This is a genomic window from Porphyromonas endodontalis ATCC 35406, from assembly GCF_000174815.1.
Classification (GTDB): domain Bacteria; phylum Bacteroidota; class Bacteroidia; order Bacteroidales; family Porphyromonadaceae; genus Porphyromonas; species Porphyromonas endodontalis.
The window spans coordinates 77,045-95,208 of the sequence record NZ_ACNN01000020.1 but is presented as its reverse complement, the minus strand read 5'-3'; the positions used below and the strand labels follow the sequence as shown (position 1 = coordinate 95,208).

Below are 18,164 nucleotides of genomic sequence, written 5' to 3'. Positions count from 1 at the left end.
ATTCATATGATTTACTACCTAGCAGATTTAATGCAAGATTGGCAACTCTCAGGAGCGCGCCTACTCCATTATGTCTCCTTTCGAGCCGTACTCGCCTTCGTTTTTTCGCTCCTTATTGCCACTCTTGTAGGGAGCAAGATTATCGACAAATTGCGTCAGAAACAAATTGGAGAGACGATCCGAGAGCTAGGTTTGGAGGGGGAGCAATCCAAAAAAAACACGCCCACCATGGGGGGAATTATCATAATTATCTCAATACTTATACCTGCCCTCCTATTTGCTCGCCTCGATAATATCTACATTATCTTGATGCTTATCACCACGGTGATGATGGGGCTTCTCGGCTTTATCGACGACTATATCAAAGTATTTAAGCACAACAAAAAAGGACTATCGGGCAAGTACAAACTAGTTTGGCAGGCTCTCTTCGGTCTCGTTTTGGGGCTTGTACTCTACCTTAGCCCCGAGACTTCGATCCGCGAGAATAGAGAGGTACGACACGAAGGCAAGATCACTAATGTGACCTATTCCAACGTAGAAACCAAAAGCACCAAGACCACCATCCCCTTTGTCAAGAACAATAACTTCGACTATGCGGACCTCCTCCCCGTCAAGGCTGAGCACAAAGAGGTTGTCGGATGGATTCTATTTATCGTAGTTGCTACCCTCATCGTGACCTTTATCAGCAACTGCGTTAATCTTACAGATGGATTGGATGGACTGGCGGCAGGCTCCTCGGCGCCGGTCGGAGTTGTGCTCCTTATTTTTGCCTATGTATCCAGCCATATCAACATGGCTAGCTACCTCAATATCATGTATATACCAGGGGCGGAAGAGCTTGTTATCTTTGCGGCAACCTTTGTTGGTGCCACCATTGGCTTCCTTTGGTACAACGCCAATCCCGCACAGGTCTTCATGGGCGATACGGGGAGCCTCACGTTGGGTGGAATCATTGCGGTTTTTGCCATTTTGGTGCGCAAAGAACTCCTCTTGCCTATCCTATGCGGATTGTTCGTTGTAGAGGGACTTTCTGTAATGATCCAGACGGCCTACTACAAGCACACAAAGCACAAGGCAGGAGGGCCTGTACGTATCTTTAGGATGGCTCCGCTGCACCATCACTTCCAAAAAGCGGTGCAAAATGTCGATACAAGAGTGCTTATTGATGTACCCAAAAAGCTCGTGAAGGAGAATAAGTTGGTTGTTCGATTTTGGATTATAGCCCTGCTACTTGCCGCTTTCTCTCTGGCGACACTCAAGATGCGCTAAGCTCGGATACTACAATCTTAGCCTTCTAGGCTTTTTCATTGCTACCACACGCCCTTATCTCCTAGTCAATGGGGATAGAGGGCGTTGCTCTACCATTCAATGGGCTGTTGCCCACGACGGCGGAGATATTCGTTGGCTTTACTAAAATGGCGACAGCCTAAGAAGCCACGATGTGCCGAAAGCGGAGAGGGATGAGGAGCCTCTAGTACAAAGTGTTTTCCTTGGGGTATCATGGCTGCCTTACGTCGTGCGGAGCTACCCCAGAGCATGAAGACAAGCCCCTCGCGCTGCTTAGCAAGAGCCTCTATAGCCGCATCGGTAAAAGTCTCCCAGCCCCGCCCTTGATGCGAAGCAGCCTTGTGCGCCTCCACCGTAAGCGTGGCATTGAGAAGCAATACCCCCTGCTCTACCCAAGGCATTAGATGCCCCCCCTGTATGATGGAGGGATGCCCCAAGTCACTTGCAATCTCTTGCAGAATATTGCGTAGACTAGGAGGCGGAGTAATCCCCTCGGGGACAGAAAATGCCAGCCCCTCGGCTTGCCCGGGTTCATGGTAGGGATCCTGCCCCAAAATCACAACACGCACCCGATCGAAAGGGCAACAATCAAAGGCTCTAAAGATCTGTGCTGCGGGGGGATAGGCCGCACCTTGCCGGTATTGCTTGCGCACAAAATCGGTCAAAGTCTCGAAGTAAAACTTATCAAACTCAGGGGCAAGCACCTTTTTCCAGCCCTCTTCAATACGTACATTCATAGGGTTCTTCCTTTTCTCCGGCTACTAAAAAAGAAGCAGCACCCATCCCACACCAAAGGGAGATGAGTGCTGCAAAGATTGAGGGGGAGAGCAGTCTCTCTCCTTAGTTTACCTTATGCCTCTTCGGCAGGTTCTTCACTTGTTCCATGGAAGAGCTTCTCAAACTCTTCGGAAGTAACCTCTTTCTTTTCGAGAGTTACCTTGCTTTGAGCATCAAGAGCCACAAGACGGATCGTTGCATTTAGCTCAGTCTCGGCACGCTTGTTTTCGTCTTCGAGGTGAGACTTTACAAGTGTTTCAAAAATAGAATCGGGGAGACTGCTATAACCATAAGCGGCCATTTGCTGACGAATCTCACCAAGAGCTTCTTGACGGATTATCTCGTCTGTAACCTCTACGCCTTGTGCCTTTGCCATCTGGCGGAGGGCTGTTGTGAAGAAGACGTAGTCTATGATGGACTGGAAACTCTCCTCTGTAAGCTCTTCGTTATTCTTCTTCTGAATGTTGGCAACGAAAGGACGGAAAGTTTCCTTATCAAACTCGGGAGTGCCGATATTTGCCTTTACATATTCAATCAGCTTATTGGCAAAAAGGTTGTTAGAACCAGAAGCATACTCCATCTCGCGACGCTTTGCCAACTCAGCACGGTAGGCAGCTTCGTCTTTGATTGTTGTCTCTTCGCCAAAGGCCTTCTTATAGAGTTCTTCGCCGAGTTCAGCCTCTACAAAGTGATTAATCTTCTCTACTTCGAAGTTAAAGTCCCCCTTGTGATCTTCTACTTCTTCGGGTTTGATGCCCAAGAGATTGCTGGTGATAGCATCCGTCTCTCCGTCTGCCTTGTAGGGATTGAAGCGCACCACAGAGTGGAGGGCCACATCTTTGAACTTTGCCTTTTCGGCCTCATCCTTGAAGCTCTTGGGCAGAAGGAGGCAGTTTTCTTTACGAAGACCGTTTTCTTTAGGATTCCCCTCTTCGTCCAGCTCTACGAGTAGGCCATAGAGAGAGTCGTCCTCTCCCATTACCTCAGCTTGTTGCATGCTACCATAGGCTCTACGCATGTAGTTGTCTGCCTCATCAATATCTTTTTCTCCCACTTTTACGGTGTAATAGGGAAGTTTCACGTCCGAAGAGAGAGGTATATTGAAGTCGGGAGTAAGGGCAAGATGGAAAGAAAAAGTAAAGTCCGACCCCTTCTCTAGATCTTGATCATTGGGTTGAATCATGGGTTGACCGAGGAACTCCACATTATTTTCTCGGAGGGTTTCAAAGAGCTTGTCGCCCACCATTTTGTTGATTTCTTCGATCTTTACAGAAGCTCCGTACTTCTTTGTTACGATACCTTGGGGTACCATGCCCTTGCGGAATCCGGGCATATCCATACGCTGACGGATGTTACGGAGTTGTTCTTTCACTGCCTTTTCGTAGTCGGCAGCTTCGATAGAGACGGTTACGATGCCTCTGCGAGGAGCTTCTGTGGTAAACGTACTGTTCATTTGTATCTCTTGTCTATTTCTATTTCACTTATACAATCTATGACCACGCAAAAGTAGCACAAATCCCGCTATCGGGCAAATCTTAGCCCAACCCCTCCCCAACGTATACAGGAGGAAATGGGATTTTACTTGAGAGCAAAAACCAACAAAAATGGCGGACAACAATCCCTCTCGGATAAAATGTTACGAAGAATCCACTCAATTGGAGGCATTACTTCTACCCGAATCCAGCGGAAGAAGTTGCTGCCCCCTTGGGCATAAAGCCGGGGCGATGGCACAGGTCTCACACTTGACGGCGTAGAGGTGCTTTGCACAGCGGATTGGTAGAGGGAACCCGAGTACGCACTCTTTTTCACCTAAAAGGGGAGGACGAAAAAATGGCTGCCTAGATTCTTACTTTTTCTTGGGTAGAAAGTACTCTCTTTTCTGCCTAAAACTTTTTTATTTTTCAGCCAAGAATGGAGACACATTCTGGGCAAGAACGGAAAATTTTTCACCCAGAGAATTTCGAGCCTCTCTCCCTTAGGGAGATTTACCCCTAGCTGAGAGGGGGGGTGCAACTCTTCTAGACAGCACCACGCCACAAGGGCAAGTCAATACCCATCCACACGACGCAACTCCCCACAGAAGCAGGTGAAAGGCGATGTTTATCCACCCAAAGTGACTACTTTTGTGGGAGGCAACACCCATACGGCGAGGGCTCTCTTCTCCATGCAAGGGTGAGTGCGAATAGAATCAACGAGTTAGTCAGTAGTCTACAGAAATATGGGTATAAAAATAGCAATTGTAGGAGCCTCGGGAGCAGTAGGCGGGGAGTTCATGCGCCTTATTGAGCAGTGCAACTTTCCGGCAGCAGAGATCCGTCTTTTTGGCTCCTCTCGCAGTGCAGGCAAAGAGTACAAGGTAGCAGGGCAGCTATGCAAGGTAGAAGAATTGCAAGACAACGATGCATTCCGCGGTGTGGATATAGCCTTCGTCTCCGCAGGAGGAGACACATCTCGTAAGTATGCCGAGGTAATTACGCGCCACGGAGCACTGATGATCGACAATTCGAGTGCCTTTCGGATGGCAGAAGATGTACCTCTCGTTGTACCTGAGGTAAACCCAACCGACGCCCTCGTTACTCCTAGAAATATCATTGCCAACCCCAATTGTTCTACGATACAAATGGTGGTGGCTCTACATGCCCTCAATAAGATAACCCCTCTGCGGCAGGTGCATGTGGCGACTTACCAAGCAGCCAGTGGAGCCGGTAACCTAGCTATGGAAGAGCTACGCCAGCAGGTACGAGACGAAGCCGAAAACAGACCTCTTGAGGTTAATAAATTTGCCCATCAACTCCTGTACAACGTGATTCCCCATATTGATGTTTTTGCCGATGACGACTACACCAAAGAGGAGCTCAAAATGTACCACGAGACGCAAAAAATCCTCCATAGTTCAATAGCCGTGAGTGCAACGTGTGTGCGAGTTCCGGTACTGAGAGCACACAGCGAGGCAATATGGGTAGAGGGCGAACGCGCGATAACTCCCGAGGAGGCGCGCCGTGCTTTTGAGGCACAAGAGGGCATCGTTGTTGTGGACGATCCCAAACAACTCCGCTATCCGATGCCCCTTTTGGCCGCGGATCAAGACCCCGTGTATGTAGGGCGTATCCGACAAGACATTGCACACCCCGGGGGCATCACCTTCTGGTGCGTTGCCGACCAAATCCGCAAAGGGGCGGCTCTCAATGCCGTGCAAATTGCCGAATGGCTTATCGCCCATGGCAGGTTTGCCAAGTAACCCATTCCCCCACTTGTGATGAAACAATCTCAAACCGCTCTCACGCCGGAGGTACTCGAATTTGCCACAGTAGCCGTCCCCTTTTGCACCCTCTTGCACGATGCCGCACAGATGGCTCCGGCTGAGCTTACCAATAAGTTGCTGAGGATACTCCCCCTCCTCTATATCAAGACCTTGCCCCTGCTCCAATCGGGAGGAGACGATGCTACGCTCTTCGACAAGGAGGAGGAGTATTTTCTCCCGGAGTACGTAAGCGAGACGGAGTACACCCTCGTAGAGCGAGGTTTGGAGCAGCAATTTGGGCGAGGCGACCTCTTCCTTGAAGCATTATCGCCCGAGATGCAGTATAGCGACCGCCCTCTTACGGCACGCCTCTCGGAGACGCTTACGGATATTTATCAACCTATCGGCAACTTTGTTGGGCTTCTTCGCGACGAAGTCTTCGACCTCATCCCTCTAGCTCTCTACGAGCTTTCTGAGCAATTTGGCACCTATTGGGGCGATCGCATCTTGGCTGCCCTACGTGCCCTGCATCACCTAAAGTTTACCGAGAGTCTTGAGCCTGACGAAGAGACCCCACTAGAGCCTACAACAGAGGATTTTTAACGAAAAGAAAATGGAATCCCTACAGGAGCATATTACAAAAGAGGAGATCGCCACCCTCTCTCATACCGCGTTTTTCCCGGGACAAATACACCTCGTGGAGACGGCAGAAGAGGCAGAAGCAATCTTCGACCAGCTAGAACGGCAGTCCGTTGTGGGCTTTGACACCGAGTCTAAACCCTGTTTCACCCGAGGCGAAACCGCAGAAGTAGCTTTGATACAGATCTCTACGTTGGAGGATGCTTACCTTATCCGTGTAAATAAAACAGACTTTACGCCCCGCCTCAAAGCCTTTCTTGCCAACCCCAATATCTTGAAAGTTGGGCTAAGTTTGCGCGACGACTACAAGGTAATGCGCCGCCGTGCAGAGGTGCAGCCCGAGGGGTTCATCGAGCTACAGAGCCTATGCCCTGCCTATGGTATACGTGATGCCGGATTGCAAAATATCTACGCCATCATCTTTGGGGAGCGCATTAGCAAATCTCAGAGAGTGACCAACTGGGAGAGCCCGACCCTCTCCTTCAAACAGCAACTATATGCCGCCCTCGACGCCTATGCCTGCCTGCGTATTTACAACGCCCTGATGGAGCGTCCCATTCCACACCCCTCCCGTTTTGCCTTGCTTTATGTACCGGGGGGTGCAAAAGCTAACTAAAATGGCTATCTTTGTCCTCAAACAAAAGGCGTACAAACAGAGAATTCTATAAATACAATACTATTAATAAGCGTACTCGAACATGAATCCCGACTCTAAATTCCGCCTAGAGAGCGACCTTTTGGGCGAACGCCAAATCCCCGCAGATAAGCTCTACGGAGTGCAGACACTGCGCGGTATCGAAAACTTTCAGATCAGTCGTTTCCGTCTAGATCAGTATCCCCTTTTTATCAATGGGCTAGCCTACACAAAGTGGGGGGCTGCTATTGCCAATCATGCCCACGGCTTGCTCACCGATGAGCAATACAACGCCATCGTAGCCACCTGCAAAGAAATCCTCGAAGGCAAGCACCACGATCAATTCCCTGTGGATATGATCCAAGGTGGTGCCGGCACTACCACCAATATGAATGCCAATGAGGTGATCTGCAACCGCGCCCTACAAATCATGGGGCACGAGGCCGGAGAATACAAATATCTACAGCCCAACGATCATGTCAATTGCAGCCAATCGACCAACGATGCTTACCCAACGGCTATCCACCTTGGGCTCTATGCAACGCACCTTGCTCTGCGTCCTCACCTCGAAGAACTGATCGCATCACTGCGCAAAAAGAGTGCAGAGTTTGCCCATATCCTTAAGATGGGTCGTACCCAACTTGAGGATGCCGTGCCCATGTCTCTAGGGCAAACATTCGGCGGTTTTGCCGCTATCCTAGAAGAAGAATTGGCATACCTCGATTTTGCGGCTAAGCAATTCCTCACCATCAATATGGGGGCAACGGCTATCGGTACAGGTATCTGCTCCGAACCGGGGTATGCAGAAGCTTGCATCAAGGCTACGGCAGATATCACAGGCTGGGATATCAAATTGACAGAAGACCTTGTAGGAGCAACGAGCGACACCTCGGTAATGATTGGTTACTCTAGTGCCCTCAAGCGCATCGCTGTAAAACTCAATAAGATTGGCAACGACATTCGTCTCCTTGCCTCGGGTCCTCGCTGCGGTCTACACGAAATCAACGTACCCGCCATGCAGCCCGGCTCTTCGATCATGCCAGGTAAGGTTAACCCCGTGATCCCCGAAGTGCTCAGCCAAGTTTGCTACAAGGTGATCGGTAATGACCTCACGGTGACCATGGCCGGCGACGCTGCCCAAATGGAGCTTAACGCAATGGAGCCTGTGATGGCACAATGCTGCTTCGAAAGCTGCGACCTCCTCATGAACGGAATGGACACCTTCCGCACCCTTTGCGTTGATGGCATCACCGCAAATGAAGATGTTTGCCGCGATTATATCCGCAACAGCATCGGCATTGTAACAGCTCTTAACCCCGTAATTGGGTATAAGAACTCAACCAAGATTGCCAAGGAAGCTATGGAGACAGGCCGTGGCGTTTACGACCTCGTACTCGAGCATGGCATCCTATCGAAGGAAGACCTTGACACCATCTTGAGTCCCGAAAATATGATCAAACCCGTAAATCTTCAGCACATCAAACCGCTGAAGTAATACTCAAAGGCACTTGAAGAGGGGCGGAGCGTTTCGAATGCTCAACGCCTCTCTTCTTGGCTTTTTAGACGACTGCTCAAGTCCCTCAGCCCCCACCTTTCACCACACACTCCGCTCGCAGAGTTGCAGAACAGAAGAGCAGGGACTTTGCCTTATCTAGCCAACTATCCTCCTCCAAACGACGACATCCATGAAAACGAAAACACTTCTATTTGTTCTATTATTCGTTTCGTTCACATGCCTTTCTTGTGGCAAAAAAAACTCATCGCAAGAAGAAAAAGACACAAATGAGACGACAAAGTCAGACACCATCAAGCTCACCTTCCCTAGTGTAGACGGTGATATCCCCTACGAAGTATTCCTAGAGGATGGGAGAGTTTCCCTACACTTACCCATAGCACTGCGCCAAGAGCTTAGTCTCGGGAGCTCGCTATACCTCCCCGAAGACGTGGCAAATCCCGTAGGCAAAGACCTATTCGAAGTAACTCGCCTTGCAGGCTCCTGCGTCAATATCTTTGTTGGTGACATCGGTCAAGACGTAAATCCTATGCTCTGTATGCTGCTAAGTGATGGGCGAGTACAGCTACTCAATATCTTCCAAGCGGTGTTATACAAAGATTTTAATGCCAGTGCCCCTATCAAACAGCTCCAGAATATAAAAAGCTTTGAGTCTAAAGTGGTGGACAACACCTACGTAACCATTTTTGCCAAAGACGCTTCGGGCAAAGAGTTTGAGATCCTCCCCTTTATGGTAAAGCACGAATTGCGCTACCCCATACTAAACGAAGTGGGCAATCCTCCTCTCGTAATCGTGCTCAGCTCGGACTACAAAATCCAAATCTTGATGGATCGTTATGAAGGTACTTGGGGACAAGTCTATCAAGGCACTTTCGAGGGCCCCGATTGGCTTGACGAGGGACAGAAAGGCAATTACACCTTCGACTTATTCTATCTCGAACGTGAAGATGGGCAAGGGGCAAAGGCATTTGATATCAAAGAGACGGGCAACTTCACCCTCACCCGTAGGGAAGGGATAGGCAATCCTGTTGAGCTAACCTCATCCAAAATTGCAGAAATATGCGACGTAGACGCAACACAGATATATAAATAAAACAGATAGTATGAGACTCGTAAACAGCGTTGTAATCACCGCCCTTTTGGGGCTTTTTATCCTACCCGCCTGCGGTAGCAACCACTCAGATAAGCAAAAAGACTCTGCCAATGCAGAGCAATCTTCTACTTCTGGCAAAGAGGAAGTCCAACAGTGCCCCTTAGCTCTTATGCTCATTGAGGAGGATATTGCATTCGAAGCCATTCTCAGAGACGGTAAGGCTTGGCTGCGCTTCCCCAAATCTCTCCGCGAGAAGATCTGGGAATTCTATCCTATCCAAGACATCCCCCTCGCTCCTTTCTACTACGCTGCCAACGACGAGTACGAGGTCTCGGGGCTTACAGAAGAGTGCTCTAAGATTGTGTTTATCAATAAAGGTCAGCACTGGGATAACCCGATGCTTTACTTCATCCAAAAAGATGGGACAGTAAAGGTGCTTTCGTTTTTGCGTGCAATTTGGTTCAACGACTTCGAGGCTCTCCGGCACCCAGCCCCCAAAGGCGAGGTTGTAAATGTGATAAGTCGCGACGAAGAAGAGAGCAATTATCGATCCGTTTTTGCCATATTAAAGGATGGAACAGAGGTAGAACTAGACTCTTCCTACTTTATAACGACTCTTTCCGAAGACGGGAAAAACTCAGATGGATCGCCCAAAAGCGCACTCGTAGGCACGGACGACTTCCGCATCTTCTTCGTGACAAAGAACAAAAACGGGTTATGGCAAGAGGCTCTTGCGGGTAGCTTCGTTGCTGATACTGAGAGCCAAGAAGCCGAAGATGTACTAAGCTATCACTTCACACAGCGCAAGACCTACAGCTCCAATGCTATAAAGGAGGCTCCAATTGACATGCGTGGCACCATGCTAGGTAAGTGGAATGATGTGATTTATACCGCCACCTCCAAAGGCAATACACCTCCCTTTGAGCGCCCCATCCGCTACCGAATGGAGTTCTAAACAGGCAACTCTCGAGCAATAATTCAACCATAATAGCTATTTGATGAAACGACTTTTTCTGATCACCGCTGCCCTCGTGGCAAGCCTTTTTACACTACAAGCCCAAACGTGGGTACGCTTTGGTACCGACAACACCTCCTCAGGATTACCTAGCGATGAGGTCTACGATTTGGAGTTCGACGGGCAAGGCACCCTATGGGCTGCCACCAACAAGGGGGTTGCTCTCCTAAAGGGAGGAGTTTGGACAATGCTCCAAGGGATGCAGGCTCTGGAGGGAAAGGCTGCAAACCAACTCTTCCTAGACAAGAACAAAAACATGTGGCTCGCAGCCAACGAAGAGGGGCTTGCCATGCGTTCTCCACAGGGAGAATGGACCTTCTATACCACGGAGAGCGGTGACCTAGAGGGAGGCTTCACTCAAGATATTCTAGAGGACGAGAAGGGCGGCTATTGGGTAGCCGATGGAGCTACGCTCACCTACATAAAGGGAGCAGAGCGCACCCATTATCACCCCGCATCCAACCCTTTTACCACCTTCACTACCCTCGCAATAGACAAAGCCGGCAAGGTGTGGGCTGGTTGCGAGAGCGGTGTTTACTACTTCGAAGGCACGGAGTGGAAAGTTCTAGAGGAATCTAATACGTTTGGATCTATCCAAGACATTACAACGCGCGAAGGGGACGTTTGGATTGCTTCTCAGAACGGACTACAACACTTCGATGGCACACGATGGAGCACCCAAACAACCGAAAATGGGTTGCCCGACAACTTCCTTACCACGGTAATGTTTGATGCAAAGGGGAGACTTTGGGTCGGTACTGATGGCTTTGGAGTATGCCACCAAGAAGGAGGAAAATGGCTACTCATCGGAGAGAACGAAGGCCTACATGCCAAAGATATCTTCGATATAACGTTTTCTTCTGAGGGCAAGGCTCATCTTGCAACCCACAAGACAGGGGTAGCTTACCAGACAGAAAGCAATACATGGGCACTCTACTCGGGCGATGGACTTGTGGGCAATGTCTGCAAAGATATAGTACTCTCCAATGGAGGGAACTTCTGGGTGGCAACCACCTCAGGCATAAGCCACTACGATGCTACCGGTAAGAAGTGGAAAAGCTTTACCCAAGCGAATGGAGGCCTGATTGGCTTGAATACTCGTCGTCTTTATCTTGATGCAAAGGAGCAACTCTGGGCTGCGTTCTACGATGGGGGTGTCTCTGTTTACAATCCTACTATGGAGATGTGGACCAACCACGGCGTAGGAGAAGGCAAACTACCGGTAGGTACCGTTACCGATGTATGGGTAGATGCCGAAGGAATAGCATGGGTCACCACCTTCTCCGGAGGGCTTGCCAAATATGCAAACAATAAGTGGGAAACGATAAAGCAGGAGCAAGGATTGCCTACCAACTCGCTCTTGGGTATAACCCCCGGAGCCGACGGATCGCTTTGGCTCTCCTCAGTAGCCGGAGCCATTCAGTACAAGGGGGGAAAATTCACTGCCCTCACAAAGAGTGAGCATAAGCTCCCCGATGATAACGTTCGCAACATCCTTTTCGCCTCCGACGGCTCCATGTATATCTGCACGAATACGGGGCTACAGGTACGTAACCTAACTACCAACGAATATACCAACTACGGTGCCTCCAACGGTTTTATCTCTGGCTATGTCAATCATGTTGCCTTTGATGCAAAAGGCAATCGCTGGATCTCTTGCTGGACAGAAGGATTTTATTTGATGACCAAAGAGGGTGTCTTTTACAAAATTGGGACTACAGAAGGCTTCACGCCCACGGATGTATATATGGCTCGTTTTAATGAGAAAGGCGAGCTCTACGTCTGCACCAATGATGGTATTTTCATCCTCAAAAATCCGGACTCTTTGGTGCAAAAGCTGACCTCTACGGCGGCTACTCTTCCCTCTCATTCGCTTATTGTTGCACCCAACCCCGCCTCGAGCTATACCGAGTTGCAAGGTGCCAATGCCTCGGAAGAAGTGCGCTTGACAACGCTTGATGGGGTGCTATTGCGCAAGATACAGTGCGATGCCCAAGGTTCTCTACGCATTGGATTAGAAGGGATAACGCCGGGTACTTATGTCCTCGTCGTGGGATCTAAAGCCTATCGTCTACTTGTAAGCGAATAAATTATCGCCTCAGGCTTCAACCTTAACAGGGTGAGGGTGGATCCATTCTACTCTCACCCTCGTTGTTTTAAGGGGAGAGAACTCGTGACTTCTCATTGTCAAGTACCGCCTCCCACCCCTATTATCTTGCGTGCTAAGGAGAGAATAACCTGCACATGACAGGGGATATTGCGCTAGTTTCTGCTACCTTTGTGGACAGAATAGCTTTGTCAAAATAAAATAAGAGATGAATCAATCAAACGACTTGAGCCCTATCAGAAAGGGTATTGTAGGTGTGCAATATCTTTTCGTAGCCTTTGGGGCAACAGTATTAGTCCCCTTATTGGTGGGGCTAGATCCCTCTACAGCCCTATTTTCGGCTGGTATCGGCACACTGCTTTTTCACCTTGTAACAAAAGGTAAAGTCCCCATCTTTTTGGGGAGTAGTTTTGCCTTTATTGCCCCCATTGTCAAGGCAACGGAGTTATACGGATTGGAGGGTGCTCTTTTCGGTTTGATAGGTGTATCGGCCGTCTACTTTGTGATGGCAGCATTGGTTCGCTGGCAGGGCACTAAGCTACTCAATAGGCTCTTCCCTCCCATCGTGATAGGGCCTGTAATCATGCTCATTGGGCTATCGCTCTCCCCGAGTGCCGTTAATATGGCATCGACCAATTGGTGGCTGGCTGCGGCATCGCTCGCGACGGCCATTATCGTAACGCTCTACACCCGCGGTCTTATCAAGCTTATCCCTATCTTTTGCGGCATTGTCGTAGGGTATATCTTAGCTCTCATATTCTTCCCCAGTGAGATAGATCTCACTAAAGTAGCGGCGGCAGATTGGTTCGCTCTTCCCAAGCTAATCTTCCCCTCCAAGATCTCTTGGGAGCCCATTCTCTTCATGATTCCGGTAGCTATTGCGCCGGTTATTGAGCATATCGGAGACGTGTACGTAGTTAATAGTGTTACGGGGAAAAACTTTGTCAAAGACCCGGGGCTACACCGCACCATGCTTGGGGATGGACTTGCCTGCCTCGTGGCAAGCGTGATCGGGGCGCCACCCGTTACCACGTATAGCGAGGTAACAGGAGCCATGTCTCTGACTAAAGTGAGCAACCCTTCTGTCTTCCGCATTGCTGCAGTTACGGGTATTGTCTTTTCTCTCGTGGGTAAAGTCAGTGCTCTTCTTAGCAGTATCCCACAAGCCGTACTAGGAGGAATTATGCTACTTCTCTTCGGGACCATTGCCGGAGCCGGTATCTCCAACCTCCTCAATAGCAAGGTAGACTTTGGTTCGTCTCGCAATATTGTCATCATTTCTGTGACGCTTACAACGGGGATTGGTGGTGCCATCATGCAATTTGGCAACTTCTCTCTCGCAGGGATTGGGCTCTCGGCTGTCATTGCTGTTGTCCTCAATCTTATCCTGCCTGAGCCTAAGAAATCAATCGAAACAACAAAAACAGAAAATAATAAGAAATGAAAAAATTACTACTCTTTATGGCAACGACAGTTGCCCTGTGTGCCGCACCTCGTCTTGCCAAGGCACAAACATTCAATTGCATTACGACTTCGGGCGCCATATTTACAGCAAAGATGCCCCTACTCGACCTCGTCTCACCACCACGGTAGAGATGTTCCGCCCTGACAGTTGGGGTAATACCTTCTTCTTCATCGATATGGATTACGGCGGGAGTGGCATACGCGGTGCTTATTGGGAGATTGCTCGTGAGTTTAAATTCTGGGAAGCCCCCTTTGCTATCCACGCTGAGTACAATGGCGGACTGACCAACAAATTTTCGTTCCACAGTGCCTTTCTCCTCGGGGGTACGTACGCACTCAATGATCCCGACTTCTCCTATGGGTTCACAATCACCCCCATGTATAAGTACATCCGCGGCAACAAGAATCCCCATTCGGCACAACTAACAGCTACGTGGTATTACCACTTTGCAAATAGGATTTGCTCTTTCAACGGCTTTATGGACCTCTGGTATGATGGCGACAGTAAGGCAAAAACGCCTGTTATATTCCTATCCGAACCCCAATTCTGGCTCAACCTAAACGAGATCCCGGGTATGAACGAAGAGTTCCGTCTGAGCGTAGGTACAGAGTGGGAGTTGAGCTACAATTTTGCAGGAAATCGCTTCTTCGTGATGCCGACCCTAGGTCTTAAGTGGACCTTCTAAGCGGTCGGATTCTTCGCTTTCCCCCTCTTTTTGCCCCTCTCCCCCGTACATCGGAGCGAGGAGATGCAGAAAGAGGGGTTTTCTTTTGCCTCACCCCAATTCTGCCCATCTTCTAGGTAGAATAAAGACCTCAAGAGAGAACACCCCGAATATAGGGTAAGAAATTTTCCGATTTAGGGCAGAAACGCCTTGTGGTTTTGGGTGGAAAATAAAAAAGAATAGCCCAAAACTTGCTATCGTTTTAGGCTATTTTCTGATGAAAAATTAGGGAAGAAAAAGAGCGCCCTTACTCTACTTCGCTTTTCCTTTTGTAGGGGCAGTCCCTTTTTGGGGCGCCAAGAGCCCCTTGTAACGAGAGGGATTACTCAGCACTTCACAAGCAGCTTTCACCTGCTTATCTCCTGGCATAATGAATCCGAAGTAGCCCTTTCTGTGGTAACGACGCAGCATGATCTGTGACTCAATGTACTCCTTAATATCTCGCTTAAATCGCGTACCATCCCTTTTGATATCCGGCTCAAGCACTTTGCGCAATGCTTCCAGTTCCTTAGCCGCATTCTCGGGTACCTGCTCGTAGTTTATCAGCTCCTGCATCTGATCAAGATACTTCAAACTACGGGGTTTGTAGGTAAATCCGTGGGTCGAGAGATAGGTGATAAAATCGTTGTACTCAGCATCCGTCAGATGGAACTGCTCGGGCGAGGCAAGAGTTTTGTGGGTTGCTTCGTAGCGCGTTATGTAGTCAAATACAAGGGTATCTACACTCATGTAGACGAGCATACTCGCCATGGTATCTGCTACAATCTTGAGGTCGGGCATGATACCTCCGGCATCGTACACGGTACGTCCGCCAAGAGTAGAAAAGGCGGCTCCCAGGCTGTCTTCTTCGGCAATCTGAGTGCGGTCGCCCAAGTGATTGTAGGCAATCTTTTGGATGCACCGCCCACTAGGGATATAGTAGCGAGCCGTAGTAAGTTTTAGCAGCCCCTCACCCGGGGTTTGTATTGTACTCTGCACAAGCCCCTTTCCGTAGCTTTTCTCTCCAATGATAACGGCTCTATCGCGGTCTTGCAGCGCACCGGCTACAATCTCAGAAGAGGAGGCACTCTCTTCGTTGATAAGCACAACCAACGGAAGATCTAGAGCAATGGGTGCGGATGTGGTGCGGTAGGTACTGTTGCTTGAGGCGTCACGCCCCTTCACACTTAGCACCTCCGTATCATGGGGAACAAAGAGACTTACGATCTCTATGGCGGACTGCAACACTCCCCCTCCGTTGCTACGCAGGTCAATCACAAGGCCTTTGAGGGGAGCCTTCTCCGTAAGAGAGGTAAGCGCCTCGCGGAAGTCCTTACCCGAGTCTTGGGTAAACTGCGAGAGCCTGATAATACCAATATCTCCTGCCAATCGCCCTGCATAAGCAACCGAATTGAGCGAAATCTTTTTTCGCATAAAGCGGAACTCTCGGGGAGCCGGCTCTCCGGCACGTTGCACCACGAGGTGAATCTCCGTACCCTCCTTGCCCCTTAGCGCATTGCTAACTTCGGGCGTAGTGGAGCGGGCGTAGCTCTTTCCATCAATCCTAAGTATACGGTCTCCGGGTTTGAGCCCTGCTCTCTCGGCCGGTTGCCCCTCGAAGGGTTCGTTTATGATCACGGTGCTATCGGGGCGTTGACTGATGATGGCTCCGATACCGGCATAGACACCGGTGGTTGCTTCACGAAAGGCCTGAGCATCCTTCGGAGTCATGTACTCAGTGTAGGGGTCAAGACGCGAGAGCATCGCATTCATCCCCAGAGCGTGAATAGTTGGCAGGTCTATCGTATCCACAAAATATCGCTGCACACTCGAGAGGATAGTACCCGTTGTTTGTAGGGCATCGAAGTAGATTTGCTTGTCGTTTCGAGACTGGGCATAACTAGAGAGTCCCCCCTCGGCAAAAAGACAAAAGGCGAGAAAGGGGAGGAGAATAAGTCGTTTCATAGACATATTTCGAAGGAGATTAGAAGTTTTCTTCAAGAGCCAGACGAAGCTCTTCTGTGGTTATATCTTGGTGTATCTCACCGCGATAGGCATAGGATATTTTGCCACGCTCTTCGCTTACGATAATCACCATGGCATCGGTTTCTTGAGAGAGCCCGAGGGCGGATCGGTGACGCAAGCCCAAGTCTTTATTCAGGTCGTCCACCCCCGATACGGGCAAGATACATCCTGCAGCACGGATACTGCCTTCGGCTATAATCACCGCTCCATCGTGCAGGGGGCTGTTTTTGAAAAAGATATTTTCGAGCAGTCGAGCATTGACCTCGGCGCGAAACATTTCGCCCGTATGGATGTAATTGGAGAGATCCATGGCGTGCTGAATGGCAATGAGGGCTCCTGTTTTCTTTTTGGCAAGGTTAAGGCACGCCAGAACCACCGGAGCAATATATTTTTTCTCCTCCACCTCGGCGGCGCGCGCCTCCTTATTGAACCAACGGCGTACGGCACGCCACCGGCGAGTAGAACCCATCCCCACAAGGAACTTTCGGATCTCGTCTTGGAAAATGATGATGAGCGTCAAGGCTCCTACACTCACAATTTTATCGAGGATAGCCCCCATGAGACGCATCTCCAGTATCTGAGAAACCAAAACCCAAATGGCCACAAAGGTAAACAGACCCACAAAGATCGCTTTGGAGCCGGAGCTTTTGAGAATGCGATAGGTGTAGTACAAAAAGACGGCAACAAGCAGCACATCTATGGCGTCTTTGAAGGAGAAGGTGAGCCAGAGTAGAGGCATGGGCATTGTCTTTAGGAGGGGATTATCTCTAGGGGAAACGCTAAGAGGGTCATAAGGAGAGGTAGGGACGCATCCGCTCTACAAGGCGAATCGCCTCCACAGCAGCACGCACATCATGCACGCGTAGGATGTCCGCCCCCCCTTGCAGTAGGGCTATGGTATGAAGTACGGTAGTGCCGTTAAGAGCCTCCGCAGCAGAGGATTCGAGTAACTGCCAGACCATGCGCTTACGAGAGACGCCTATAAGGATGGGCAGTTGCAGGGGCGCAAGGGCTTCTGCACAGCGTGCCAAAAGGCGGTAATTATCATCGGGGGACTTAGAGAAGCCGAAGCCGGGATCGAGGATAATATCCTTGGCTCCGAGTTGCCTGAGAGTGTCTACCTTGCGCACGAAGTAGTCGAGAACGGCCGTCTCCACATCGGGGAGGTAAGTCGCCTCGTGGTGCATCCCTTCAACGCGCCCCTCTAGATGCATCAGGATATAGGGCACACCCAAACGAGCTACTGTGGAAAACATCTTGTCGTCTTCGCTCCCTCCGGCAATATCGTTAATGAGGTTGGCTCCGTATTCCTCCACAGCCATGGCAGCTACATCGGCACGAAAAGTATCGACAGAGAGGGGGACGGTACTATACTCATCGCGCCAGAGCTTGAGGGCAGGACGCAGCCTATCCATCTCTTCCTGACTACTCGGCATGGTACACCCCGGGCGTGTGGAGCAGCCGCCTAGATCAATCATCGTCCCCCCTTCGCGCACAATCTCCTCAAAGCGAGCGCACAAAGCGTCCTCTCCCGAGACGCGGCTCCCCGAATAGAAGGAGTCGGGAGTTACATTAACGATACCCATTACTTGGGGCTGAGCGAGGGAGAATAATCGTCCCCCGAGGTTAAGGGTAGTCTGCTTCATTGGCTGTTACCTCCGGCAA

The 18,164-nt window shown here is 49.9% G+C and carries 15 protein-coding genes; 10 read left to right on the top strand and 5 right to left on the bottom strand.

Annotation, left to right across the window (positions count from 1 at the left end):
- Positions 1-6 precede the first annotated feature (6 nt).
- A complete protein-coding gene (gene mraY, locus POREN0001_RS04825) occupies positions 7-1,269 on the top strand; it encodes a phospho-N-acetylmuramoyl-pentapeptide-transferase (RefSeq protein WP_004333647.1) in 1,263 nt (420 codons plus the stop codon).
- A gap of 89 nt (positions 1,270-1,358) precedes the next feature.
- Here mraY and ung read toward each other — a convergent pair whose 3' ends face one another.
- Both ung and POREN0001_RS04815 read right to left on the bottom strand, forming a co-directional pair.
- Complete coding sequence (gene ung / locus POREN0001_RS04820) at positions 1,359-2,024, bottom strand: uracil-DNA glycosylase (RefSeq protein WP_004333501.1); 666 nt, start codon at positions 2,022-2,024, stop codon at positions 1,359-1,361.
- A 113-nt stretch (positions 2,025-2,137) separates the two neighbouring features.
- Positions 2,138-3,517, bottom strand: coding sequence for a trigger factor (locus POREN0001_RS04815; RefSeq protein ID WP_004333864.1), 1,380 nt, complete (start codon positions 3,515-3,517; stop codon positions 2,138-2,140).
- A gap of 771 nt (positions 3,518-4,288) precedes the next feature.
- Here POREN0001_RS04815 and POREN0001_RS04810 point away from each other — a divergent pair.
- The 9 genes from POREN0001_RS04810 to POREN0001_RS04770 all read left to right on the top strand — a co-directional run bounded on the left by POREN0001_RS04810 (position 4,289) and on the right by POREN0001_RS04770 (position 14,456).
- Positions 4,289-5,302 (top strand): aspartate-semialdehyde dehydrogenase, encoded by a 1,014-nt coding sequence (locus tag POREN0001_RS04810; RefSeq protein WP_040580805.1) that lies wholly within the window; start codon positions 4,289-4,291, stop codon positions 5,300-5,302.
- An 18-nt stretch (positions 5,303-5,320) separates the two neighbouring features.
- Entirely contained in the window at positions 5,321-5,908 is a 588-nt protein-coding gene (locus POREN0001_RS04805; protein WP_004333799.1) for a DUF5063 domain-containing protein, read from the top strand.
- A 10-nt stretch (positions 5,909-5,918) separates the two neighbouring features.
- A complete protein-coding gene (locus POREN0001_RS04800) occupies positions 5,919-6,560 on the top strand; it encodes a 3'-5' exonuclease (protein ID WP_004333680.1) in 642 nt (213 codons plus the stop codon).
- Positions 6,561-6,642: 82 nt separating this feature from the next.
- Positions 6,643-8,073: an aspartate ammonia-lyase gene (locus POREN0001_RS04795; RefSeq protein ID WP_004333506.1), complete on the top strand. Its 1,431-nt coding sequence runs from the start codon at positions 6,643-6,645 to the stop codon at positions 8,071-8,073.
- Between the two features lie 190 nt (positions 8,074-8,263).
- Positions 8,264-9,184, top strand: coding sequence for a hypothetical protein (locus POREN0001_RS04790; RefSeq protein WP_004333662.1), 921 nt, complete (start codon positions 8,264-8,266; stop codon positions 9,182-9,184).
- Between the two features lie 10 nt (positions 9,185-9,194).
- Positions 9,195-10,139: a hypothetical protein gene (locus tag POREN0001_RS04785; RefSeq protein WP_004333729.1), complete on the top strand. Its 945-nt coding sequence runs from the start codon at positions 9,195-9,197 to the stop codon at positions 10,137-10,139.
- A gap of 43 nt (positions 10,140-10,182) precedes the next feature.
- The gene (locus POREN0001_RS04780) at positions 10,183-12,288 is read left to right on the top strand and encodes a two-component regulator propeller domain-containing protein (protein ID WP_004333613.1); all 2,106 of its coding nucleotides are present in this window, start codon (positions 10,183-10,185) and stop codon (positions 12,286-12,288) included.
- 226 nt (positions 12,289-12,514) lie between these two features.
- The gene (locus POREN0001_RS04775) at positions 12,515-13,750 is read left to right on the top strand and encodes a uracil-xanthine permease family protein (RefSeq protein WP_004333649.1); all 1,236 of its coding nucleotides are present in this window, start codon (positions 12,515-12,517) and stop codon (positions 13,748-13,750) included.
- Between the two features lie 37 nt (positions 13,751-13,787).
- Positions 13,788-14,456 (top strand): nucleoside-specific channel-forming Tsx family protein, encoded by a 669-nt coding sequence (locus POREN0001_RS04770; RefSeq protein WP_040580750.1) that lies wholly within the window; start codon positions 13,788-13,790, stop codon positions 14,454-14,456.
- A 291-nt stretch (positions 14,457-14,747) separates the two neighbouring features.
- Here the strand turns inward: POREN0001_RS04770 and POREN0001_RS04765 are convergent, their stop codons facing one another.
- The 3 genes from POREN0001_RS04765 to folP are packed head-to-tail and all read right to left on the bottom strand — an operon-like array spanning position 14,748 to position 18,145.
- Positions 14,748-16,439, bottom strand: coding sequence for a S41 family peptidase (locus POREN0001_RS04765; RefSeq protein WP_052296684.1), 1,692 nt, complete (start codon positions 16,437-16,439; stop codon positions 14,748-14,750).
- A gap of 19 nt (positions 16,440-16,458) precedes the next feature.
- Positions 16,459-17,238 (bottom strand): diadenylate cyclase CdaA, encoded by a 780-nt coding sequence (gene cdaA, locus POREN0001_RS04760; RefSeq protein WP_004333631.1) that lies wholly within the window; start codon positions 17,236-17,238, stop codon positions 16,459-16,461.
- A gap of 49 nt (positions 17,239-17,287) precedes the next feature.
- A complete protein-coding gene (gene folP / locus POREN0001_RS04755) occupies positions 17,288-18,145 on the bottom strand; it encodes a dihydropteroate synthase (protein ID WP_004333693.1) in 858 nt (285 codons plus the stop codon).
- Positions 18,146-18,164: the final 19 nt, after the last annotated feature.